This is a genomic window from Microbacterium petrolearium, from assembly GCF_054782875.1.
The window spans coordinates 118,664-140,026 of the sequence record NZ_BAAGRQ010000001.1 but is presented as its reverse complement, the minus strand read 5'-3'; the positions used below and the strand labels follow the sequence as shown (position 1 = coordinate 140,026).

The window sequence follows — 21,363 nt, the reverse complement described above, 5'->3', positions numbered from 1 at the left end:
CGTTCCGCGTGCGGTCACTCGGCGGCCCGTGCCCGGCCGGAACGCCGGAGGGCGAGGACAAGGCCGCCGATCGCGATCGCGATGCCGAGCGCCATGAGGGCGAGCGCGACGATCCAGCCGGGTTCGGCCTCCAGGAGCAGCGCGCTGACCGATTCGACGAACAACCCGTACATCGCCGGCATCCTCAACGCCGTCGTCGTGTCGATCGTCTCCGTGTCGAACTCGCTCGTCATGACCTACTGATCCGCCCCGGCGAACGGCCCCGGAGTCTCACGACTCCGGGGCCGTTCGCGTTCCCCCGCTTCGCGGTCAACCGGCCGGGAGCGCCGCGTAGCGCGCGGTCGTGACCCAGGAGACCGGCTCTCCGTCGCGCACGCCGGTGGCGGTCACGGTGACCGCGCCGGCCGGCGCCTCGAGCGCCCCCACGCGGAACGGGTGCGTCACCGTTCTGCCCGGCTTGACGTTGACGAACGTCTTGTCGCCGTGGGGCGTGCGGATGACGAGGTCCACGGCGACGGAGTCCTCGTTCGTGACGGACACCGGCAGGAAGACCGCGCCGCCGCGCCGCTCGAGCGCAGCGGTGACGGGGGTGTCGATGATCGGCTCCCACAGGTGGTTCTCCGCGAAGTCGGCGAGCATCAGCTGCCACAGCTCCCAGTCGTGACCGCCGGGGATCTCGGTGAAGGCGTGCGGGATTCCGTGGGCGGTGAGCGCGGCGCTCATGTCGCGCCCCGCCGTGACGAAGTCCCACGCCCCGAGCCCGATGTGCACCCTCGTGGAGTCGGCGTACTCGGCGATCTCGGCGATCTGCGCCTCGGTCGGCTGCACGCCGTTGCTCCAGATCCCGTACTGCGAGAAGACGTCGGGATGGTTCAGGTAGAACCTCGCCGTCGTCGCGGCGCCCATGCTCAGCCCGGCGTACCCGCGCCCCTCGCGCTCGGCGGAGACGTTGTAGCTCTCCTCGACGAACGGCAGCACGTGCTCGAGCACGTCCGGTTCGATCCGCGCGGAGTCGTGCGACCAGTCCTGGTAGTTCATCGACACCGCGACGAAGGGCTCCTTGCCCTGCGCCACGAGGTTGTCGACGATGTGCGGCAGTGCCCCCTCGTTCATCCAGCGGAGCTCGTTCCCGAACCGGTCGCCGGAGTTGCCCATGTTGATGTACAGCACCGGGTAGGGCTCGGCCCTGTCGGCGTCGTACCCGTGGGGCAGGTACACGCTCATCCCCCGTTGTTGCGTGCCGTCGAGCGCGGGGTACGTGATGGTCTCGACCCTCCCGGTGCGCCCGTCCGTCCGCGGCAGCTCGAGGCTGCGGTCCCGATGCGGCTCGGTTCCCTGCCGCTCGTCATAGGGCACGTAGACCAAGCTCGAGAGGCTGCGCACGCCGGTGGCGGTGTTGACGAGCGCGGGGTTCGCGGGATCGTCCAGGCGGGAGGTCGTGACCCCGTTCGCGGTGACCTCGTAGTTGTACACGAACGCACCGCTCATGAGCGGCAGCTCCGTGACCCAGACGCCCTCGTCGGCCACGTGATCCAGCTCCACCGCGAGGCGCGAGCTCGCCGACCCGCCGCCCGGCCAGCGCGTGCTGGCGTAGTCCTGCGGAAGGTGGCCGTACCGCTCCCGGTCCGCGGCGGAGACGCTGTTGAGGTTGAGCCCCGTGCCGTTCTCGTACCGCGGTGCGTCCTCGTCCCACAACAGGAACGTGTCGCTGTACAGCACGACCTTCGACACGCCGGGATCGGCCGGCTCGTACACGAAGGTCGCCGTGTACCTGGTCGGCGACTCCTCGTCGGCCTCGACGGTGACGCCGGGAACATATTCCTTGGTCGTCGCGTCCGGCGATGCATCGGCGCCCGCCATGGCGAGCAGCGCGGCGAGAGCCACCCCCGCCGAGATTCTTCTGATTGTCACGGATCCTCCTCGATTCGTGCCCGGCTGCTCCGCGCCCGGATCGGGTGCGGATGCTCTCAGACTGGCGAGCACTCCGCAGGATGGAAGTTCTTTCCGCGTCGCGAAACCCGCACGACGGAAAAGCGCGTCGCGCACCGGTTCAGGGGCGGGCGCGCTCCAGCGCGTCGCGGAAGAGGCGCGCGCGGCGGGTGACCTCGTGGGTATCGCCGGCGGCCAGCGCCGAGGCGGGGACGAGGTCGCCTCCCGCGCCGACGGCCACGGCGCCCGCCGCGAACCACTCCGCCAGGTTCTCGGGCGTCACGCCGCCCGTGGGCATGAGCGGCACGTCGGGGAACGGCCCTCGCAGCGCCCGGAGGAACGACGGGCCCACCGCCGAGGCCGGGAAGATCTTCACGACGTCGACGCCCGCCGCCGTGGCCGTCATCACCTCCGTGGGCGTGAGCGCGCCGGTCATGGCGACGGCGCCCGTGGCGCGCATCTGCGCGGCGAGCGCCGGGACGGTGCCGGGGCTGACGAGGAACGCCGCGCCGGCGTCCGCCGCCTCGCGCGCCTGCGCCGCCGTCGTCACGGTCCCCGCGCCCACGTACGCGACGTCGCCGTGGCGCCGGATCGCCTCCGCGATCACGGCCGCGGCGTCGGGCGTGGAGTACGTCACCTCGATCCCGATGATGCCGCCGCGCACGAGCGCGTCGATCGCGTCGAGGGCCGCGGCGGCGGCGGGCGCGCGCAGCACCGCGAACACCCCGGCGTCGCGTGCCCGGATCAGTCGGTCCTCTGCCATGGTCTCCCCTACATGTCCCGTGTGCTCGACAGCGCGATGGCGGCGCACTCGTGCCCTCGTCGCAGGCTCTCTCCCGTCGGCGCGTCGTCCAGCACGCCGGAGAGGAAGCCCGCCGCGAACGCGTCGCCGGCCCCCACCGGCTCGACGACGTCGACGCGCGGCGCGGCCTCGAAGATGCGCGCGCCGCGCGCGTAGGCCGTGGCACCCACTGCGCCGTCCTTCACGACGAGCGTCGCCGGGGTGTCGAGCAGCGCGCGCACGTCGTCGGCGTCCCGCGTGCCCCACAGCCCCTCGGCCTCGTCGAGCCCGACGAACGCGATGTCGGCGCGGCGGGCCAGGTCGCGCAGCACGGGGGCCGCGTGCGCAGCGTCCCACAGCGGCGCGCGGTGGTTGACGTCGAAGCTCACGGGAACGCCCGCATCGCGCGCGGCGTCGAACGCGGCCGACAGCAGCGCGCGGCAGCCGGGCGAGAGCGCGGCGGTGATGCCGGTCACGTGCAGCAGCGCGACCTCGCCCCAGTCCACGCCGGCGAGCAGGCGCGCGTCGGCGTGCGACGCGGCCGACCCGGCACGGTAGTAGTGCACCCCGCCGCCGGGGTCCTTCACGTACAGGCCCGTCGGGTGGGCGTCGTCCCAATCGATGCGCGTCGTCACGCCGACGGCGCGCAGCGATCGCGCGATGCGCTCCCCTATCGGGTCCCGGCCAAGCCGACCGAGCCAGACGGCGTCGTGCCCGAGCGCCGCCAGCCGCGCCGCGACGTTCGACTCCGCGCCGCCGGGCTCCATCCGGAACAGGTCGGCGTCGACGACGGGCTCGCTGGCGACCGGCGCGATCACGGCCATCGTCTCGCCGATGCACAGCACGGGCCGGCGGTCAGCGGGCATCGTCCCGCGCCTCGCCCGTGTAGCCCAGGCTCGCGCTGATGCCGCGCGCGGCGCGCATCACCTGCTCCGACACCTTGCGCAGCCGGGAGATGGGCAGCTCGAACTCGAGCGCCGAGATGCTCACGCCGCCGATCGCCCTGCCGGACGAGTCGAGCACCGCCGCGCCGATGCAGCGCAGGTTCGCCTCGTTCTCGCCGTTGTCGATCGCCCAGCCCCGCTGCCGCGTGGCCCGCAGATCGTCGAGCAGCGACGCGACCGTCGTGTGGGTGGCCTCCGTCACGCCGCGCATGCCCGTGCGGTGCATGATGTCGGCGACCTCCTGATCCGACCGCGCCGCCAGCACGGACTTCCCGATCGAGGTCGAGTGCAGCGGCACGAGGCCTCCCACGCGCGAGACCATGCGGTACGAGCCGCGGCCGTCGAGCTTGGCGGCGTACATGACGGCGTCGTGCTTGACGAGCCCGAAGTGCACGGTCGCCCCGGTCGCCTCGCGCAGCGCCTCCAGGTGCGGCCTGGCCTGCCTGTTGATCTCGGCGTCGTCGCTCAGCAGTCCCGCCAGCGCCAGCATGCGGCGCCCCGGGCGGTAGCGCTTCGCGTCGTCCTGGTACACCCAGCCGTTCGCCACGAGCTCCGAGAGGATGCGGTGGACGGTGCTGTTGGACAGGCCCGTCGCCTTCGCGAGGTCGGACAGCCGGTCGTTCGACAGCACGGCCTCGAGCACCGCCAGCCCCTTCGCGAGGGCGGACGCCTGCCCCGTCTGATCGCTCATCCCCACCATTCTCGTGCCGGGCTCCCTCTCCGCGGCGCCGCGTGCGGCGACGCCGTCGCGCGCGGCCATCAGCGGATGCCGGCGACGGGGATGCCCTCCGCGTCGTCGTACGTCGCGTTCTCACCGGACGTCGCCCACACGAAGCTGTAGGAGCCCGTCCCGGCGCCGAAGTGCATCGACCAGCTGGGCGAGACGACGAGCTCGCGATCCGCGACGACGAGATGGCGGCTCTCGTCCGGCTCGCCCATCACGTGGAACACGCGGTCATCGGGCTCCAGGTCGAAGTAGAGATAGCACTCCGTGCGGCGGTCGTGCGTGTGCGGCGGCATCGTGTTCCAGACGCTCCCGGCATGCACCGTGGTGAACCCGAAGGCGATGTTCGCGCTCGCGGTGCGCCCCTCGATGACGCACTGGTGCAGCGTGCGGCGATTGCCCGAGGCCGCGTCGCCGAGCTCGACGATGTTCATGCGATCCCGCGTGATGAGGGTGTTCGGGTGCACGGCGTGCGCGGCGGCCGTGAACACGTAGAACGCGGCGGGATCGGACGGATCGTCCGACGCGAACGTCACGTCGCGCGTGCCGCGCCCCAGGTACAGCGCCGTCGTGTGGGCCAGCGCGTACGTCTCGCCGTCGGCGGTGACGGTGCCGGCACCGCCCACGTTGAGGATGCCCGCCTCGCGGCGCTGCAGCAGGTGCTCGGCGCGCACCTGGTCGGGCAGCGGCAGGGCGATCGGCTCGCGCCCGGGCACGATGCCGAAGGCGGCGATGCGGTCGTGGTGCGTGTAGACGCCGTGGGCCTCGCCGGGGACGAACAGCCCCTCGGCGAGGAACGCGCGCCGCAGCTGCGCCGTGTTCATCGCGGCGGTCGCCTCGGGGCTGTGCGCGTAGAGCGTGCGGATGTCCATCAGTTCCCTCCCTCGTGGGTCTCGCGCCAGGCGGCCAGCGCCTCCATGGCGAGTCCCTGGCCCCATGGCTGCGGCCGATCGTCGCGGATGACCGAGTAGCCGAACGGGATCAGCTGCAGGATCGTGCCGGCGCTCACGCGCGTCAGCACGCCGTCGTCGACGTACGCGACGGCGCCGAGCACGGCGCGCTCGCCCGCCGCGCGCAGCCGGGCGTGACGCCCGGCCGCCAGCCGCTCGGGCCCGAGCGCCGCCGCGGCGCGCAGCAGCGCGGCGCCGCGCCCGTCGGCGGCGGACGTCTCGAGGATGCCGCGCACCTCGACGGGCGAGTCGACGAGCACATCCCACACCCCGTGATCCGGCTGCAGGGCGGCGACCGCCTCGAGCAGCGGCACGAGGCGCTCGGCCACGGCGGCGCTGCCCGTCGCGGCGAGCAGGTCGGCGCCCGCCAGCGCGAACCACGCGTTGGCGCGGCCCCAGTGGCAGTCGATCCGCACGCCCTGATTCGTGCCGTGCACGAGCAGGGCGCTGTCCGGGTGCTGCAGCAGGTCGGCGTGACGCAGCCACTGCTCCTCGGCCTCGCTCACGAGCTCGGGCCGCGCCAGCGCGCGGCCGGCGCGCAGCAGGAACTGGCCCGCCATGTACACCGTGTCGGCCCACACCCCGCCCGGCCAGTGCTCGAGTGCGCCGTTGGGGGCGCGGGTGGCCTCGGGCGCCCGCTCGTACCAGGTCAGGCAGGCCTCCAGCAGCGCCGCCGTCTCGGGCCGCGGATCGCGCGCGTGCAGCTCCGCGAGCGCCGCGCCGGGCGCGAGGTTGTTGACGTGCTCGAGGACGGGAGGCGCGGCGAGGTACGGATCCATGAAGGAGCGCACCCACTCCGGCGCCCGCTCCCCGCGGGCGTCGGCGAGCCGGAGCGCGGCGAGCAGGCACACGCCCTCGCCCCAGAACCAGCGGGTCATGCCCCACGCCGCGGTCTCGCGCTGGAGGGCGTCCTCGATGCCCTCCCGCGAGGCGAGGAACGCGGCCGGGGTCAGCGGCGTCCGCGGCGCGGCCGCGAGCTCGGCGGAGGAGAGGTCTTCACCGGCCATCGCGCGCGATCACCTCCCGCGTGGCGGCGAGGGCGCCGGCGATGTCGAGCTCCAGCTCGGCGCCGCCCCACGACACCGTCGCCCTGTCCTGCCCGAAGCCGAGGGTCACGGCCGGATTGTCGAGGTGCGGCTCGGTCTCCGGCACGCCGCCGGCGAAGCCGGCGGGCGCGTCGTCGACGAGGAAGGGGCCGTCGAAGGTCAGCTCGAGCGCCGGCGCGTCGACGCGGCGCCAGCTGACGCCCGGGTCGTGGTCGCCCTCGGGGTTCCACACGAGCTCGCCGTCCTCCAGGCGCGACGCCCACTCCTCGAACGGCCCGTCCTTCGCGGCGCGCCCGACCGCGGCGACCCACGCCGAGCCGCCCGCCATCGGCAGCCACTCCTGCTCCGCCGTGTCGCCGTGCGACATCACCCGCACGCCGCCCTCGGTCGCGACCGCGACGTACCCGTCGCCGCGCCGGCCGAAGAGCCACTCGTCGCCCACGAGCACCTCGTCGAACTGCGCGACGGGGAACCACAGGTGGGTCTGCGGGCGCGGATCGGTGGTCGTGAAGCGCTGCACGTGCACGAGCGCCTCGCGGTGCTGGTGCACGCGGCCGAGCACCCGGTGCCCCGCCCACCCGTTCGGACGCGCCGCCGAGCCGGTGTCGGCGTTGGCGGGATGCGTGACGAAGACCTGCAGCTCGCGGCCGAGCGTCGCGCCCCACAGGTGCTCCTGCAGGCCCGGCAGCCCCGAGCGGTAGTCCTGCACGCTCGCGAGCATGACGTCCGGGGTGCGGAAGACGCGCAGGTCCGAGCGGTACGGGCGATCCAGCAGGTCGCGCTCGAACGCCAGCGCACCGCGGTACACCTGCCGCCCGTCCCATTCCTCCGGCTCGCGGGCGGCGAGCTCCCGCACGACGGCGGGCACCTCGTAGCGGCGCGCGAGCGCGAGCGCCGTGACGGGCAGCACGGCGTCGTTGAGCGTGCCGACGCCGCCGATCAGCCGCAGCAGCGGCGAGGTCTCCTCGTACCGGCTGCTGCGCAGCGTGTGCACGTACGAGCGGCCGTGCGCCGCGCCGTGCACCCCGCGCCACGAGTTGCTCGTGAGCGTGACGAGCACCTTGTCGAGCAGCGTGCGCGCCGCCGAGGCCAGCGCGGCATCCGCGCCGAGCTCGATGAGCGCGGCCAGCGCGTACGAGTCGATCGCGAGATACGCGTTCGAGTCGAACTCGCTGAAGCCGCCCTCGAGCTTGCGCGCGATCCACGCCGCCGCGCGCGCCCTGCCCTCGCGGGCGTGCTCGGCGCCGGTCCGGCCGTCGACCGGGAAGACGTCGTCCGGGAACGCCTCGCCCGCGAGCGTCTGCGCCGTGTGCCAGACGAACTGGTGGTTCTCGGTGAAGTAGCACATGGCGTCGAGGCCGGGCTGGGTGATCCAGTACTTCATGCCCGTCAGCTCGGCCCGCACCTGCGCGCGCAGGTCGCCGTCCCACGCCTCGGCGGGGATCCAGTGCCACGCGAACAGCATCGCGATGACCTCGAAGTCGGCGCAGTCCCCGCGCGTGACGACGCGGTGGCGCGCGGAGGCGAGGTCGGCCGCCGTCACGCGCGTGCCCGGGTCGAGCGCGTGGCGCGCGAGCACGCCCGCCACGCCCGCCTCGCGGACGTCGTCGCCGCCGCCGCTCACGTGCGTGAGCACCTCGCGGCGCCACTGCTCGGGCGTGCCCGTGCTGGCCTCGCGGCTGTCGCGCGGCAGGTGCGCCACGCGCAGCCGCACCGTCTGCGGGCAGCGGTCGTCGTCCAGCCCCACCTCGACGATGGACTCGCCCGTGCTGAGCATCGAGGCGCCGGCCGAGCGCGCGACGTCCGCGCCCTCGTCCTCCTCCTCCTCGGCGCCCACCAGCGAGTACCGCGCGTGCCCGTCGGCGTCGGTCGTCACCCGCTGCCAGGCGCCGTCGCCCACGCGCACCCGCAGGGCCACCCCCGGGGGCGCGCTCAGCACGCCCGCGTCGCCCTCCTGCGCCCAGCTCGTCGACGCGACGCGCGAGAGCACCGTCTCGGCCAGCCGCGCCGCCGTCTCGTCGGCGCCCTCGGAGGGGATCACGACGCGCACCGGGAGCCCGACCACGCGCAGGCGCGCCACGTGCCTCACCTCGCGGAACGCGACCTGCCAGGTGGCCAGGTGCACGGTCGTGGCGCGCGAGTGCAGGCGCACGCGCACGCTGTGCACCTCGGGCTCCATGTACGACACCGTGCCGCCCCGCAACACGACCTCGCCGTCGACCCACAGCACGAACGGCCCCGTCGTGTGCAGCTCGAGCGTGCGCCACTCCGCCTGGTCGACCTCGAGCACCGTCGCGGCGATCGCGGCGCGGTACTCGGGCGTGAAGCAGAACGCCGACCAGTCGAGCAGCCCGTCCCATCCGGTCCGCACGCGGCGCCACGCGCCCTCGTGCGTGGCACCGAACGACCGCCAGGCGATGGGCCGGCCCTCGCCGATCGCGGGCAGCGGCTGATCGGTGTCGATCGCGTGCGCCGCCAGGATGCGCTCCTTCAGCGGCCCCACGTCGGGGCCCTGCGTGAGCACCCAGCGCCCCTCGTCCGCGGACGGCAGGCCGTCCGAGAAGCGCTCGTCGCGCCACGGCGAGCCGTCGGAGGGGAGGAAGTCGGCGAGGTCGTCGCACGGCAGCGCCCAGGCGGGCGACACGAGCCAGTCGCGGACGGTGCCGTCGGCGTCGGTGACGTGCACCGTGCGGCCGGTGCGGGCGGGAAGGGATGTCATAGGTCCTCGAGGGTGGAGCGGTGGGAGGGGATCACTTGATGCCGGTGTTGGCGATGCCGGTGGCGATCTGCCTCTGGAAGATGAGGAAGATGATCAGCACCGGGATGGTGGAGACGACGCCCATCGCGAGGATGAGGTTGAAGGGCACCGTCAGCTCGGCGTTGAAGCGGGCCAGCGCGACCGGGAGGGTGTACACGGCCTCGCTCTGCGCCACGACGAGGGGCCACAGGAAGTCGCTCCAGCGCCACATGACGGAGAAGATCGCCACGACGGCCAGCGCGGGCGTGCACAGGGGCAGCACGATCTGCACGAAGGTGCGGAACTCCCCCGATCCGTCCACACGGGCGGCCTCGATCAGCTCGTCCGGGATGGAGAGCATGTACTGGCGCAGCAGGAACACGCCCGTCGGCGTGGCGGCCGCCGGGATGATCATGCCCCACAGGGTGTTCACGAGGCCCAGCGAGGCCACCACCTGGTAGACGGGGATGAGGATCACCTGCAGCGGGATCATGATCGTCGCGAGCGTGAGCAGGAACAGCAGGTTCTTGCCGCGGAAGTTGTACTTCGCCAGCGCGTAGGCCGCCATCGAGTTGATGGCGAGCGTCAGCACGGTGGCCGCGATCGTGACGATCACGCTGTTGCCGAGGTACTGCACGAAGTTGAAGCGGCTGAGCGCCTCGGTGTAGTTGCCGAGCCCCCACGACTCCGGCAGCAGCGCCGGCGGCCGCTGCGCGAGCTCCGTGGGCGTCTTGAACGAGCCGAGGAACATCCACAGCAGCGGGATGAGGCAGGCCAGCGCGCCCGCGGTGAGCACGACCACCCGCAGGGCGTCCGAGAGCCTCACCGGCTTGCGGCTGATCGATGTCCAGGTGCGCTTGGGCGCCGTGCCGGTGGTGATGAGACGCGTCTCGCTCATACCGCTTCCCTCCTGCGGCTCACGATCCAGTTGACGATCGTCAGCGCGAACACGACGAGGAACAGCAGCACGCCGCCCGCGGTCGCGATGCCGAACCGGATCGGCGACTGGAAGCCGTTCTCGTAGATGTACTGGACCATGAGCATGGTCGCGCCGACCGGCCCGCCGCCCGTGAGGGTCCAGATGAAGTCGAAGGACTGGAAGCCGTGGATCGTGGCGAGCACGACCACGACGACAATGCTCGGCTGCAGCAGCGGCAGCGTGATCACGCGGAACTGGTCCCAGCTGGTGGCGCCGTCCATCTTCGCCGCCTCGTACAGGGCGGGATCGATGGACTGCAGGCCGGCGAGCAGGATCAGCATGTAGAAGCCGACCTGCATCCACACGCCCACGAGCACGACGGCGACCATGGCCCAGAACCCGTCGACGAGCCACGGCACTCCTGGCACGCCGATCGCGCCGAGCGCGGTGTTCACGAGGCCGTTCTCGCGCTCGAGCATCCAGTTCCAGATGAGGCCGACGACCACGGGCGAGACGAGCACGGGGATGAAGAAGACGGCGCGGAAGAACGTCTTGCCGCGCCCCTGCGCGTTGACGAGCACGGCGATCGCGATCGCGGCGGCGGTCGCCAGCAGCACGTAGGCCACCGCGAACACCGCCGTGTTGCGCGCCACGGTCCAGAACTCGGCCGAGGTGAGGATCTGCTCGTAGTTGCCGAGGCCCTCCCAGCGGAACGTGCGCCCGTTGCTCGACGAGTACAGCGACATGTTGAAGCCGTTGAGCGCCGGGTAGATCGTGAAGATGGCGAAGATCGCCATGTTCGGGATGAGGAACAGGTACGGGGCGATGCGGATGCCCCACCCTCCCGGCCGCCGCGTGCGCGGCGGCCGGGAGGTGACCAGTGCGGCAGTGGTCACGACGTGGTTTCCTCCACGAGCGCGTCGATCTCGGCGCTCAGGTCGGTCAGCGCGGTGCGCAGGTCCTTCTGGCCGGCCACGACGGTCGAGAGCTCGTCGACGAGCGCGGTCGCCGACGCGCTGAACGCCGGGTGCCCGTTGGACTCGAAGCCCTCCTCGGGCGTGTCGACGAGGTCGGCCAGGAAGACGTCCATCGCCTCCTGGGCGGCCTCGTCCGGGTAGGTGACGCCGCTCTCGGAGAGGTCGACGCGGGTCGGCAGCTGCCCACCCACCGTCACGAACGTCTCCTGCTGCTCGGCGTCGTTCATGAAGCGGATGAACTCGGCCGCGAGGGCGGGGTTCTCCGACTGCTCGAACGCCGCCATGAACTTGCCGCCGGGGAACCCGCCGCACTCGGTCTCGCACGGGTTGGGCACGACGGTCCAGTCGAACTGGGCGTTCTCGACGAACTGGGCGACCTGCCAGTTGCCGGAGAGGTAGATCGGCGTCTCGCCCGCGAGGAAGATCTCGTTGGCGCCCTGGTAGCGCGATCCCGATCCCAGCCAGAAGTCTGCCGGCATGTCGCCGCTCGCCATCATCTCGACGATCGGCTGCAGCGCGGCCTCCGCCCTGTCGATGTCGAGGGCGTTACCGTCGTCGTCCAGCAGGTAGGTGCCGTACTCGCTCAGGATGGTGGAGAGGCGGTGGCCCGACTTGTCCATCGCGAAGGCGTAGGGCACGCCCGTGGCCTCCTTGACCTCCTGGGCCGCCGAGAGCATCTCGTCCCACGTCCACTCGGTCGGGACCTCCACGCCGGCCTGCTCGAACAGGTCGACGTTGATGAACGGGCCGTTCATCGTCAGGTCGCTCGGCACGGCGATCATCTCGTCGTCGTCGTTGAGGACGGCGCTCGTCGGGCCCGGCAGGAACTGCTCGCGGTAGTCCTCGCCCAGGTACGGGTCGAGCACGAGCAGGTCGTCGCGGAAGTCGGTCAGGCCCGTGAGGCGCACCACGTCGGGCGGGTTGCCGCCCGAGAGGCGGTTCAGGGTCGAGGTGACGAGGTCCGCGTACGGCAGGATCTCGAGCTCGACGGTGACGTCGTACTCCTCCTCGAACTCGGCGATGAGCTGGCGGGTGCCCTCCTCGTCCGGCCCGTCGGTGAAGTACATGTACTCGAGCGTGAGGCCGGCGAAGTCCTCGGGCGCGAGCGTCTGCACGTCCTGCGGCTCGTCCCCCTCGCCCTCGAGCTGCCCCGGCGCGCAGCCGACCGCAATGGCGGCGACCGACGCCAGCGCGAGCGCCGGCAGCGCCCGCATTCGTTTCCGTGCCACGGATCCTCCTTGATCGGGTTCTCGGTCTTCGAGAACTGGTCGATGACATGTCCCACCATAATCAATAGAATTCCCGTAGATAGGAAACGTTTTCCGCGTGGCGGAATTACTGGCAGGGAGAGACGCCTGATATGACCTTCACAGAGCTGTGGAGCACGCATCCGAACGACCTCGGATTCCTGGACGAGCAGGACCTGCGCGACCGCTTCGTCGTGCGCGACCTCTTCCGCCCCGGAGAGCTGTCCTTCGCGTACGCGCACGACGATCGCCTGCTCATCGGCGGCGTGCGCGTGCAGGGCGAGGAGGTGCCGCTCGAGGCGCCGGACGCGCTGCGCGCGGAGCACTTCCTCGAGCGGCGCGAGCTGGGCGTCGTGTGCCTGGACGGATCCGTGGAGGTGACGGCCGACGACGAGAGCTTCTCGATGGGCGGGCACGACGTGCTCTACCTGCCGATGGGTACGCGCCGGGTCGCGTTCCGCGGCGACGGCACCCTGTACCTCGTCTCGGCGCCCGCCCACCGCGCCGGCACCGCGGCCCTCGCGGCGCGCGACGACGTCGAGGCGCTGCACCTCGGATCGGCGGAGCAGGCGAACGAGCGCACCATCCGCAAGTACATCCACGCGGACGGCATCGCCTCGAACCAGCTCGTGCTCGGCATCACGACGCTGGCCGCCGGATCGGTGTGGAACACGATGCCGTCCCACCTGCACGCGCGGCGCACGGAGATCTACCTGTACGACGGGCTCGGCGACAACGTGCTCGTGCATCTGATGGGCGAGCCGGGCGCGACGCGCCACCTCATGCTCCACGACCGCGATGCCGTGGTGTCGCCGCCGTGGTCGATCCACACGGGCGTCGCCACCGGCGCGTACTCGTTCGTGTGGGCGATGGCGGGCGAGAACGTCGACTACAGCGACGTCGAGGCCGTCGAGCCGAAGGATCTCCGGTGAGCGCCGTCGACGCGGCCCGCCCGCTGGCCGGCCGCCGCGCCGTCGTGACGGGCGGCGGCGCCGGCATCGGCTTCGCGTGCGCGCGGCTGCTCGCCGAGCGCGGGGCCGAGGTGGTGCTCCTGGGGCGGGCCTCGGTCGAGGCCGGCGCGGAGTCGCTGCGGGCCGAGGGCCACGCCGTCGGCACGGTCCGCTGCGACCTGTCGGACCCCGACGAGACGCGCCGGGTCGCCGACGAGCTCGCCGCGGGCGAACGCGTGGACATCCTCGTGAACAACGCGGGGATCATCCACCGCGAGCCCGCCGTCGACCACTCCCGAGAGGGCTGGCGGCGGGTGCTCGACGTCAACCTCGACGCGGTGTGGACCCTCACGCAGGCGCTCGGCCGCGGCATGGTCGAGCGCGGCGACGGCCGCATCGTGACGATCGCGTCGCTGCTGTCGTTCCAGGGCGGCATCAACGTCGTCTCGTACGCGGCGAGCAAGCACGCCGTCGTCGGCATGACGAAGACGCTCGCGAACGAGTGGTCGGCCGCGGGGGTGACCGTCAACTGCGTCGCGCCTGGCTACATCGCCACCGACAACACCGCCGCGCTGCGGGCCGACGGCAAGCGGGAGCGCGAGATCCGGGAGCGCATCCCCGCGGGGCGCTGGGGCGAGCCGAGCGACATCGCCGGCGCGGTCGCCTTCCTCGCCGGGCCGGACGCCGCCTACGTCAACGGCCACGTGCTCGTCGTGGACGGCGGCTGGCTCGCCCGCTGACGACGGTCGTCGCGCCGCCGCCGGCCTCCCCCGGTGGCGGCGCCTCAGGTCGCGGAGGGAACCTTCGCGGAGCGGCGCAGGGCGAGGACGAGGCCGCCGATCGCGATCGCGATGCCCAGCGCCATGAGGACGAGCGCGAGGATCCAGCCGACCTCGGCCTGCAGGAGCAGCGCGCTGACCGATTCGTTGAGCGCCAGCGCCAGCTCGGGCGCCGCGAGGATCGCGATGCCGGCGACCGCGACGGCGGCGAGGAGGGCGCCCCACACGATCGCCGCCCACCGGATGGCGGGAGTCGTGCGCGTGTCGATGTTCTCGGTCATGTCAGTCCTCGTAGGTGCGGTAGATGTCGATGATGCCGTCCTGCTGGTCCAGGCGCAGCACGCGCTCGGGGGCGCCGGGGCCGCCGTCGTAGGCGAACAGCCACGTGCCGTTCGTGCGCGGCGCGACCTCGCGCCCGCTCGGCTGCGCGCGGTCGGTGAGCCGCACGGTGCCCTCGAACCCGGGCGCGATCTCGATGCGTGTGTCGGCGTCGTGGCCGACGCTGATCATCGTCACGCCATCGCGCTTGCGGACCTCCATCACACCGTCCGCGCGGCCCGCATTTGCCCACATACTGACGCTCAGGTACCCGAACGGCTGCACGAACTCGTGCGTGCCCGGCACCACGTAGACGTCCGCGGAGGACGGCAGCACGTTGCCGAAGGTGCGCGCCGCCGTGGCGGTGCCCCCGACGGCGAGCAGCACCACCGCCGCGAGGGCGAGAAGGCCGCTGCGCCGGCGCAGTGCGCCCGCCACGATCATCGCCAGCGCGAGCACGGCAGCCGCCGCAAGGACGGCCGCCGGGACCGCCGCGTCGGGAGCGAGAGTCTGGAAGCCGATCCAGGCGCCGACGGCCGCGACGAGCACCAGGCCCGCCGCGACGGCGACGAACGCCGCCGATACGCGCGGCTTGGCGGCTCGGCGCTCGGCGCGCGCGCGGGCGGCCTCGGCGCGGAAGGCGCGCGCCTGCTCGCGGCGGCGCGCCCGCTCCTCCGCGCGCTCGGCGCGCTCGGCGTCGTCCTGACCGCGGCGCCACGCCTCGTGCTGCGCGCGCCACGCGTCGTACTGCGCGCGCCAGGCCGCCATGTCGCCCGAGGGCTCCGGCGCGATCGGCTCGGCGAGTGGAGGCGACGGGGCGGCGCCCGAAGCCGCCCCGTCGCGCTCGGCGGGGTCCGACGGCCCGCCGGCATCCCCGGATGCGGGGACGATCGTGTGCGGCGCGGCCCGCCGCGCCAGCCAGACGATGACCGCCAGCCCGATGACGAGGGCGGCCAGGCCGAGGAACAGGGCAGCGGGGCCGGGGCCCCACCCGAGCGCCAGCGTGGTGAGCACCACGCCGGCGGCCGATCCGAGCAGCGCGAGGGCGGCCGTCGCGAGGGCGCCCAGCAGCGCCGGAGCGGATCCGGCCCGCAGCTGCAGCGCGATCCGCCCCTGCGCGTCGGGCAGGAGCGCCCAGCACGCGGCGTACACCCATAGGCCGGGCAGCCCCAGCGCGGTGGCGACGGCGAAGACGCCGCGAACGATGATCGGGTCGACGCCGATGCGCTGCGCGATCGCCGCGCACACGCCGCCTGCCCAGCCGTCGGTGCGCACGAGTCCGAGGTCGCGGATCCAGCTCCACGGCGCCGCCTCGGGGCGCGGGGCGGGATCCGGCACGTCGGCGACGGGCGGCGAGGGCGTTGCGGAGGTCATGAGTCGATCCTCCCCGCCGGTCGCGCCGAGCGGCTATGAGGGACACCCCTGATCCGTCCCTGAACCGCCCGCCGCCGCGCCGATCCGTGTGGTTCGCTAGGGGCATGCCACCGATCCCGCGCACCGAGGAGTCGGCGTGACCGCGCTCGCCGCCCCGCTGCCCGCCGTCGCCGTGCCGCCCCTCGTGCGGCGCAACGACGCCGTCGTCTCCGGCGTGGCCGGCGGCCTGGCCGACCACCTCGGCTGGCGCGTCGGCCCCACGCGCGCCGTGTTCGTCCTGCTGACCGTGGCCTTCGGCGCCGGGGTGCTGCTGTACGCGTGGCTGTGGGCGTTCACGCCCGTCGCTCGGCCCGCCGAGCGCGTGCGGCGCGAGGCACCGGTGGCATGGATCGCACTCGGGCTGGCGATGGTGCTGACGCTGCCGGTCGTGCGCGCCATGTCGGCGCTGACGACCTGGGGATACGTCGACGGGACGACTCCGTTCGCCCTCGTGCCCGCCGCGGCCGCCGCGACCTTCGCGGGGCTCTGGTCGGCGTGGATCGATCGCGACGACCCGGCGCGGGGCATGCGGCACGACCTTCTCGTCCGCTCCCTCGCCACCGCCGTGCTCGCACTGCTGCTGCTCGCGACGCTCACCTTCGCGCAGCTGCTCACGACCGGGGCGCTGCTGGGTTCGCTCGCACTCCTCGCGGCGATCGCCGCCGTGTGGGCCTCGACGTTCATCGCCCGCCTGCGCGAGCTGCAGGCGGCGCGCGTGGCGAGCATCCGCGCCGAGCACCGCGCCGAGATGGCCGCGCACCTGCACGACTCGGTGCTGCAGACGCTCGCGCTCATCCAGAACCGCGCGGGCGCCTCGAGCGAGGCCGGCCGCCTCGCCCGCGCCCAGGAGCGCGAGCTGCGGGCCTGGCTGTACGACGGCGATCTGCCCGCCGACAGCGACCTCGCCACCGACCTGCGCGACTACGGCTCGGCCCTCGAGCTCGACTACGAGGTCGTCATGACGGTCGTCTCGGCCGGCGCCTCCACGGAGCGGGCCAGCGGCGAGGTCGCCGCCGCGGCGCGCGAGGCCATGCTGAACGCCGCCCGCCACGCCGGCGGCGAGGTGTCGGTGTACATCGAGGGATCGGACGGCGCGGTCGACGTGTACGTGCGCGACCGCGGTCCGGGGTTCTCGCTCGACGACGTGCCGCCCGACCGGCTGGGCGTGCGCGAGTCGATCCTCGGCCGCATGCGCCGGATCGGCGGCTCGGCGACGGTCGGCCCGGGCGCCGGCGGCGCGGGCACGCAGGTGCACATCCGCTACCCCGCGGGCGGCGGGCGTGGCTGAGTTGCGCGTGGTCATCGTCGACGACCACTCGATCTTCCGCTCCGGCCTGCGCCACGATCTCGCCGCCGACCTGCGCGTCGTGGGCGAGGCGGCCGATGCCGCCGCGGCGGTGGCGGTGATCGCCGAGACCCGCCCCGACGTGGTGCTGCTGGACGTGCACCTGCCACTTACGGCCGAGTCGCGCGACGAGGGCGAGCGCACCGGCGGCGAGGAGGTGCTGCGCCGCGCGGCGCCGCTCTCGCCCGCCACGCGCTTCCTCGCGCTGTCGGTCTCGGACGCCGCCGAGGACGTCGTGCGGGTCATCCGCGCGGGCGCCCGCGGCTATATCACGAAGGGCGCGTCCGGCCAGGAGGTGTCGCGCGCGGCGCGCACGGTCGCCGAGGGCGATGCGGTCTTCTCGCCGCGCCTGGCGGGCTTCGTCATCGACGCGTTCGGCGCCGCGGCGGGCGAGACCGCGCAGGCCGACGACGAGCTCGACCGGCTCTCGGCCCGCGAGCAGGAGGTCATGCGCCTCATCGCCCGCGGCTACGCGTACAAGGAGGTCGCCGGCGAGCTGTTCATCTCCATCAAGACGGTGGAGTCGCACGTCTCGGCCGTGCTCCGCAAGCTGCAGCTGTCGTCCCGCCACGAGCTCACCGCGTGGGCCTCCGCCCGCCGCCTGCTCTGACCGGGCCGGTTTGCCGCCAAGCGGCAGCGCCTGCCAGAGTACGGGGGTGAGCGAGACCCGCGAGGCCCCGGCGCCGCACGATGCGCGCCTGGAGCAGGCGCGCCCGGTGCTGCTGATGTTCCGCTCGTTCCTCATCCGCGCGCTCGCCGCGGCGCTGCTGTACTCGTTCCTGGCGGTCGGCAGCAAGGGCGAGTGCTTCACGGAACCCGAGGAGACGTGCATCCAGATCGAGATCGGGCCGAGCCCGTTCGTGTATCTGGCCATCGCCTTGATCGCCATCGGCGCGTTCCGCGCGGTGGACCGCCGCGCCGTCGATGCGCACGACGCGGCCCGCATGCTCACGCGGCGCCTGCGGCTCATCCTCGCGATCGTCGTCGTGTCGTTCGTCGCGATCGGGCTGTGGATCGCCTTCTATCCGATCGAGGGATGGCCCCGCCCGGGCACGTGGTTCTACCCGTTCCCGTTCGGCGCCGCCGAGCTCACGCACTCCTGACGCCCTGGGCGGGACCGGGCGTTCCCGATCCGCCGCCGTGTGGCTAGGATCGGCCCCATGATGCAAATGCTCGGCGGCCTCGCCCTGCTGGCCCTGTTCGGCTGGGCGATCGCCTGGCGGATCGTGCAGGGCCGCCGCGCGAAGGACGCACCCCGAGACGACACCCGACGGGCCGGCGAGCACGCCGACCCCACCTCGACCGAGGCGACCCACCGCGCCCTCGGCCGCACGGCCTGGACCCGCATCTCCGGCCCCTGAGCCCGATCCGGCGGCTTGCGGTGGTCGCTTCATCTCCGGCGCTGCGCGCCTCCGTTCAGCAACCGATGAGTTCAACCGAACGGTGAAACCCCACGGTTGCTGAACGAAGTGAGCGACAGCGAACGAAGATGAAGCGACCACAGCAACTCCCTGATGGGTGCGGTTTCGCTTCAGCCCCGCGGCTTGCGGCCGCTGGCGTTCACCCACCCGCCCGGTACGCTCGTCGCATGCGGGCGGAGGCGATCATGGCGGGACCGCGCGGCCGGCGCCTCTGCTTTGAGCTGCTCCGCACCGGCGAGCCGGACGCGGTCTCGATCGGGCTGTTCCACCTCGCGCGGGAGCACAGCGGAGCGACGCTCTCGTGGGGGTTCTTCCGCCCGGGCGCGGCCGACCCGCCGCCGCCGGAACCGGCCGAGCTCGCGCGGCTCGTGCTCGCCCGCGATCCGCGCGGCATCGCCGACGCCGCCGTCACGGCGGCCCTCGTTCGCGCGGTCGACGCCGCGCGCTACTGGCAGGAGCCCGACGGCGAGGACGCCGTCGCGACCCTCCCCGAGCTGCGCGACGCGCTGACGGCCGTGGCGCGACGGGTGGCGGACCTGCCCGCGACCGGCTGGTGGTCGGCCGGGCTGCGTCCGCAGCAGTGGGCGATCGATCGCGGCGATGCCGCGGTGCCCGATCCGCGCGACGCGCGCGCCGCTCTGGAGGCGTGGCGGGCGGCGGTGGCAAAGGGCGAGGCATGGGCGGAACGCGAGTCCCCGCGGGATGTCTCCGCGCCGTGGAGTAACACGTGGTGGTCGACGCCCTCCGGCGTTCTCGCCACGACGGGCGAGATGCGCGACGGCACGCCCGCCGGGGTGCGGCTCGTCGAGGACAGCCTGGGCTGGCGCGAGGTGCGCGCGATCCCCGTGCGAGGCGCCGGCCGCGTGCTCGAGATCCGGGGCATCGACGACTGGGCCGAGCTGTGCCGGCGCCACCCGCTGGAGGTCACCGCCTCGCGGCGCCACGACTGGTACCAGGCGACCGGGCGCGACGGGCGGTGGGTCATCCCCGACTGGTCGCTCGTCGCCCGCGACTGGGACGCCGTGCATCTGCCCGTCGAGGGCTACCTCGCCTGCGCGGGCCGCGCGATCCGGGTGGACGACGAGCACTCGAGCGTGATCGCGGGGTGGTCGCCCGACACGACGTACTGGCTGACCGACGCGGCGCGCGTCACGGGCGATCCGGTCACGTGGCGGGAGGATCGCCGCGACGGCACCTGGCGGCGAGCCGGGGCCTGAGCGCGGCCAGGCCGGTTGCGGTGGTCGCTTCATCTCCGCGGCCTGCGGCCGCTCCGTTCAGCAACCGATGAGGTTCACCCGGCCTGCGGAAGTCAGCGGCCGCCGAGGAGCTTCTGGATCTCCGCGAGGTCGGCCTCGGTCGGCTGCGCGCCCGCGGCGCCCAGGCCGAAGCCCGAGCCCGTGGGCTGCTGCGCCGGCAGCCCGGCGTTCTCGGCGGCGCGCTTGGCCGGGTTGCCCGAACGCGAGCCGCCCTTCTTCTTCGCCTGCTTGCCGCGCTTGGCCGAGGCGCCCGGCCGCCCCATGCCGGGCATGGCACCCATGCCGGGGATGCTCGGCGTGCCGCCGCGCGCGACGGTCTTCATCATCTTGGCGGCCTGCTCGAAGCGGTTCACGAGCTGGTTCACGTCGGTCACCGTCACGCCCGATCCGCGCGCGATGCGGGAGCGGCGCGATCCGTTCAGGATCTTCGTGTTCCGGCGCTCGGCGGGCGTCATCGAGCGGATGATCGCCTCGGTGCGGTCGATCTCGCTCTCGTCGAAGTCCTCGAGCTGCTGCTTCATCTGGCCCATGCCCGGGAGCATCCCGAGCATCTTCTTCATGGAGCCCATCTTCTTGAGCTGCTGCATCTGCTCGAGGAAATCCTCGAGCGTGAAGGCCTCCTTCGCGAGCTTCTCGGCGACCTTCTGCGCCTCCTCCTCGTCGAAGGCCTGCTGGGCCTGCTCGATGAGGGTGAGGATGTCGCCGAGGTCGAGGATGCGGCTCGCCATGCGGTCGGGGTGGAACGCCTCGACGTCGTCGAGGCCCTCGCCCGTGGACGCGAAGATGATGGGCCGGCCCGTGACGGAGGCGACCGACAGCGCGGCGCCGCCTCGCGCGTCGCCGTCGAGCTTCGACAGCACGACGCCGGTGAAGTCCACGCCCTCCTGGAAGGCGCGCGCCGTGTTCACGGCGTCCTGTCCGATCATCGCGTCGATGACGAACAGCACCTCGTCCGGATCGGTGGCCTTGCGGATGTCCGCGGCCTGCTTCATGAGCTCGGCGTCGACGCCCAGGCGGCCGGCGGTGTCGATGATGACGGTGTCGTGCAGCTTCTGCCTGGCGAACTCCACGCCGTCGCGCGAGACCTTCACCGGGTCGCCCACGCCGTTGCCCGGCTCGGGCGCGTAGATCGCCGCACCGGCGCGCTCGGCGACCACCTGCAGCTGGTTCACGGCGTTGGGGCGCTGCAGGTCGGCCGCGACGAGCAGCGGCGTGTGGCCGTCCTTCTCGAGCATCTTCGCGAGCTTGCCCGCGAAGGTCGTCTTGCCGGAACCCTGCAGGCCCGCGAGCATGATGACCGTCGGCGGCGTCTTGGCGAACTCGAGCCGGCGCTGCTGGCCGCCGAGGATCGCCACGAGCTCCTCGTTGACGATCTGCACGACCTGCTGCGCGGGGTTCAGCGCGCGGTTCACCTCGTCGCTGAGGGCACGCTCGCGCACCTTCGCCGTGAAGGCCTTGACGACCTCGAGGGCGACGTCGGCATCGAGCAGCGCGCGCCGGATCTCGCGGACGGTGCCGTCGACGTCCGCCGCCGACAGCTTGCCCTTCGTGCGGAGATTGCGGAACGTCTCGGTCAGACGCGAGGAGAGATCGCCGAATGCAGCCATGGTGCGTACGAGTTTACGCG

At 73.1% G+C, this 21,363-nt stretch carries 21 protein-coding genes; 7 read left to right on the top strand and 14 right to left on the bottom strand.

Translation table 11 applies throughout. From position 1 onward, the window contains the following. Window positions 1-14: 14 nt before the first annotated feature. The 11 genes from ACYVJ0_RS00645 to ACYVJ0_RS00595 form a co-directional block, all read right to left on the bottom strand. Window positions 15-233, bottom strand: coding sequence for a hypothetical protein (locus ACYVJ0_RS00645; protein ID WP_460815316.1), 219 nt, complete (start codon window positions 231-233; stop codon window positions 15-17). A gap of 76 nt (window positions 234-309) precedes the next feature. Beyond that, window positions 310-1,884: an alpha/beta hydrolase gene (locus ACYVJ0_RS00640; RefSeq protein WP_460815315.1), complete on the bottom strand. Its 1,575-nt coding sequence runs from the start codon at window positions 1,882-1,884 to the stop codon at window positions 310-312. Between the two features lie 166 nt (window positions 1,885-2,050). After that, window positions 2,051-2,692 carry a bifunctional 4-hydroxy-2-oxoglutarate aldolase/2-dehydro-3-deoxy-phosphogluconate aldolase gene (locus ACYVJ0_RS00635; RefSeq protein WP_344000239.1) on the bottom strand — a complete coding sequence of 214 codons (642 nt, stop codon included), beginning with the start codon at window positions 2,690-2,692 and terminating at the stop codon, window positions 2,051-2,053. 8 nt (window positions 2,693-2,700) lie between these two features. Beyond that, window positions 2,701-3,576 (bottom strand): sugar kinase, encoded by an 876-nt coding sequence (locus tag ACYVJ0_RS00630; RefSeq protein WP_460815313.1) that lies wholly within the window; start codon window positions 3,574-3,576, stop codon window positions 2,701-2,703. Then, entirely contained in the window at window positions 3,566-4,345 is a 780-nt protein-coding gene (locus ACYVJ0_RS00625; protein ID WP_460815311.1) for an IclR family transcriptional regulator, read from the bottom strand. Before ACYVJ0_RS00625 ends, ACYVJ0_RS00630 begins: the two co-directional genes overlap by 11 nt. A 68-nt stretch (window positions 4,346-4,413) precedes the next feature. Continuing rightward, the gene (kduI, locus tag ACYVJ0_RS00620; RefSeq protein ID WP_460815309.1) at window positions 4,414-5,250 is read right to left on the bottom strand and encodes a 5-dehydro-4-deoxy-D-glucuronate isomerase; all 837 of its coding nucleotides are present in this window, start codon (window positions 5,248-5,250) and stop codon (window positions 4,414-4,416) included. Beyond that, window positions 5,250-6,335 carry a glycoside hydrolase family 88 protein gene (locus tag ACYVJ0_RS00615; protein WP_460815308.1) on the bottom strand — a complete coding sequence of 362 codons (1,086 nt, stop codon included), beginning with the start codon at window positions 6,333-6,335 and terminating at the stop codon, window positions 5,250-5,252. The genes kduI (ACYVJ0_RS00620) and ACYVJ0_RS00615 overlap by 1 nt, the downstream gene beginning before the upstream one ends. Beyond that, window positions 6,325-9,093, bottom strand: coding sequence for a hypothetical protein (locus ACYVJ0_RS00610; protein ID WP_460815306.1), 2,769 nt, complete (start codon window positions 9,091-9,093; stop codon window positions 6,325-6,327). Before ACYVJ0_RS00610 ends, ACYVJ0_RS00615 begins: the two co-directional genes overlap by 11 nt. Window positions 9,094-9,124: 31 nt before the next feature. Then, on the bottom strand, window positions 9,125-10,009 hold the full coding sequence (locus ACYVJ0_RS00605; protein ID WP_344000228.1) for a carbohydrate ABC transporter permease: 885 nt from the start codon (window positions 10,007-10,009) through the stop codon (window positions 9,125-9,127). Continuing rightward, a complete protein-coding gene (locus ACYVJ0_RS00600; protein WP_344000226.1) occupies window positions 10,006-10,926 on the bottom strand; it encodes a carbohydrate ABC transporter permease in 921 nt (306 codons plus the stop codon). Before ACYVJ0_RS00600 ends, ACYVJ0_RS00605 begins: the two co-directional genes overlap by 4 nt. Continuing rightward, window positions 10,923-12,236, bottom strand: coding sequence for an ABC transporter substrate-binding protein (locus ACYVJ0_RS00595; RefSeq protein ID WP_460815304.1), 1,314 nt, complete (start codon window positions 12,234-12,236; stop codon window positions 10,923-10,925). The genes ACYVJ0_RS00600 and ACYVJ0_RS00595 overlap by 4 nt, the downstream gene beginning before the upstream one ends. Before the next feature lie 131 nt (window positions 12,237-12,367). Between ACYVJ0_RS00595 and kduI (ACYVJ0_RS00590) the strand changes: the two genes are divergently transcribed. After that, a complete protein-coding gene (kduI, locus tag ACYVJ0_RS00590; RefSeq protein WP_460815302.1) occupies window positions 12,368-13,186 on the top strand; it encodes a 5-dehydro-4-deoxy-D-glucuronate isomerase in 819 nt (272 codons plus the stop codon). Continuing rightward, entirely contained in the window at window positions 13,183-13,944 is a 762-nt protein-coding gene (gene fabG, locus ACYVJ0_RS00585) for a 3-oxoacyl-ACP reductase FabG (RefSeq protein WP_449855249.1), read from the top strand. The genes kduI (ACYVJ0_RS00590) and fabG overlap by 4 nt, the downstream gene beginning before the upstream one ends. A 44-nt stretch (window positions 13,945-13,988) precedes the next feature. Here the strand turns inward: fabG and ACYVJ0_RS00580 are convergent, their stop codons facing one another. Further along, window positions 13,989-14,264, bottom strand: a complete 276-nt coding sequence (locus ACYVJ0_RS00580; RefSeq protein WP_449855250.1) for a hypothetical protein — start codon at window positions 14,262-14,264, stop codon at window positions 13,989-13,991. 1 nt (window position 14,265) lies between these two features. After that, entirely contained in the window at window positions 14,266-15,675 is a 1,410-nt protein-coding gene (locus tag ACYVJ0_RS00575; protein WP_460815300.1) for a PspC domain-containing protein, read from the bottom strand. Window positions 15,676-15,811: 136 nt separating this feature from the next. Here ACYVJ0_RS00575 and ACYVJ0_RS00570 point away from each other — a divergent pair, with 136 nt between their 5' ends. From ACYVJ0_RS00570 to ACYVJ0_RS00550, 5 genes are all read left to right on the top strand, one after another. Next, window positions 15,812-17,002 (top strand): ATP-binding protein, encoded by a 1,191-nt coding sequence (locus ACYVJ0_RS00570; RefSeq protein WP_449855252.1) that lies wholly within the window; start codon window positions 15,812-15,814, stop codon window positions 17,000-17,002. After that, a complete protein-coding gene (locus tag ACYVJ0_RS00565; protein WP_449855253.1) occupies window positions 16,995-17,669 on the top strand; it encodes a LuxR C-terminal-related transcriptional regulator in 675 nt (224 codons plus the stop codon). The genes ACYVJ0_RS00570 and ACYVJ0_RS00565 overlap by 8 nt, the downstream gene beginning before the upstream one ends. Window positions 17,670-17,715: 46 nt before the next feature. Continuing rightward, window positions 17,716-18,162 carry a hypothetical protein gene (locus ACYVJ0_RS00560; RefSeq protein ID WP_449855254.1) on the top strand — a complete coding sequence of 149 codons (447 nt, stop codon included), beginning with the start codon at window positions 17,716-17,718 and terminating at the stop codon, window positions 18,160-18,162. 57 nt (window positions 18,163-18,219) lie between these two features. Then, the gene (locus tag ACYVJ0_RS00555; protein WP_449855255.1) at window positions 18,220-18,420 is read left to right on the top strand and encodes a hypothetical protein; all 201 of its coding nucleotides are present in this window, start codon (window positions 18,220-18,222) and stop codon (window positions 18,418-18,420) included. A gap of 227 nt (window positions 18,421-18,647) precedes the next feature. Continuing rightward, window positions 18,648-19,697 (top strand): hypothetical protein, encoded by a 1,050-nt coding sequence (locus tag ACYVJ0_RS00550; RefSeq protein ID WP_449854270.1) that lies wholly within the window; start codon window positions 18,648-18,650, stop codon window positions 19,695-19,697. Window positions 19,698-19,789: 92 nt separating this feature from the next. Here ACYVJ0_RS00550 and ffh read toward each other — a convergent pair whose 3' ends face one another. Then, window positions 19,790-21,343: a signal recognition particle protein gene (gene ffh / locus ACYVJ0_RS00545; protein WP_460815297.1), complete on the bottom strand. Its 1,554-nt coding sequence runs from the start codon at window positions 21,341-21,343 to the stop codon at window positions 19,790-19,792. Between the last annotated feature and the right edge of the window lie 20 nt (window positions 21,344-21,363).

Excerpts from the sequence above, each read along its gene's own strand:
- ACYVJ0_RS00555 (WP_449855255.1), top strand. The coding sequence starts at position 18,220 with ATGATGCAAATGCTCGGCGGCCTCGCCCTGCTGGCCCTGTTCGGCTGG.
- ACYVJ0_RS00605 (WP_344000228.1), bottom strand. The coding sequence starts at position 10,009 with ATGAGCGAGACGCGTCTCATCACCACCGGCACGGCGCCCAAGCGCACC.
- ACYVJ0_RS00615 (WP_460815308.1), bottom strand. The coding sequence starts at position 6,335 with ATGGCCGGTGAAGACCTCTCCTCCGCCGAGCTCGCGGCCGCGCCGCGG.
- ffh (WP_460815297.1), bottom strand. The coding sequence starts at position 21,343 with ATGGCTGCATTCGGCGATCTCTCCTCGCGTCTGACCGAGACGTTCCGC.
- kduI (WP_460815309.1), bottom strand. The coding sequence starts at position 5,250 with ATGGACATCCGCACGCTCTACGCGCACAGCCCCGAGGCGACCGCCGCG.
- ACYVJ0_RS00645 (WP_460815316.1), bottom strand. The coding sequence starts at position 233 with ATGACGAGCGAGTTCGACACGGAGACGATCGACACGACGACGGCGTTG.
- ACYVJ0_RS00580 (WP_449855250.1), bottom strand. The coding sequence starts at position 14,264 with ATGACCGAGAACATCGACACGCGCACGACTCCCGCCATCCGGTGGGCG.
- ACYVJ0_RS00625 (WP_460815311.1), bottom strand. The coding sequence starts at position 4,345 with ATGAGCGATCAGACGGGGCAGGCGTCCGCCCTCGCGAAGGGGCTGGCG.
- ACYVJ0_RS00575 (WP_460815300.1), bottom strand. The coding sequence starts at position 15,675 with ATGACCTCCGCAACGCCCTCGCCGCCCGTCGCCGACGTGCCGGATCCC.
- kduI (WP_460815302.1), top strand. The coding sequence starts at position 12,368 with ATGACCTTCACAGAGCTGTGGAGCACGCATCCGAACGACCTCGGATTC.
- ACYVJ0_RS00610 (WP_460815306.1), bottom strand. The coding sequence starts at position 9,093 with ATGACATCCCTTCCCGCCCGCACCGGCCGCACGGTGCACGTCACCGAC.
- ACYVJ0_RS00630 (WP_460815313.1), bottom strand. The coding sequence starts at position 3,576 with ATGCCCGCTGACCGCCGGCCCGTGCTGTGCATCGGCGAGACGATGGCC.
- ACYVJ0_RS00550 (WP_449854270.1), top strand. The coding sequence starts at position 18,648 with ATGCGGGCGGAGGCGATCATGGCGGGACCGCGCGGCCGGCGCCTCTGC.
- ACYVJ0_RS00635 (WP_344000239.1), bottom strand. The coding sequence starts at position 2,692 with ATGGCAGAGGACCGACTGATCCGGGCACGCGACGCCGGGGTGTTCGCG.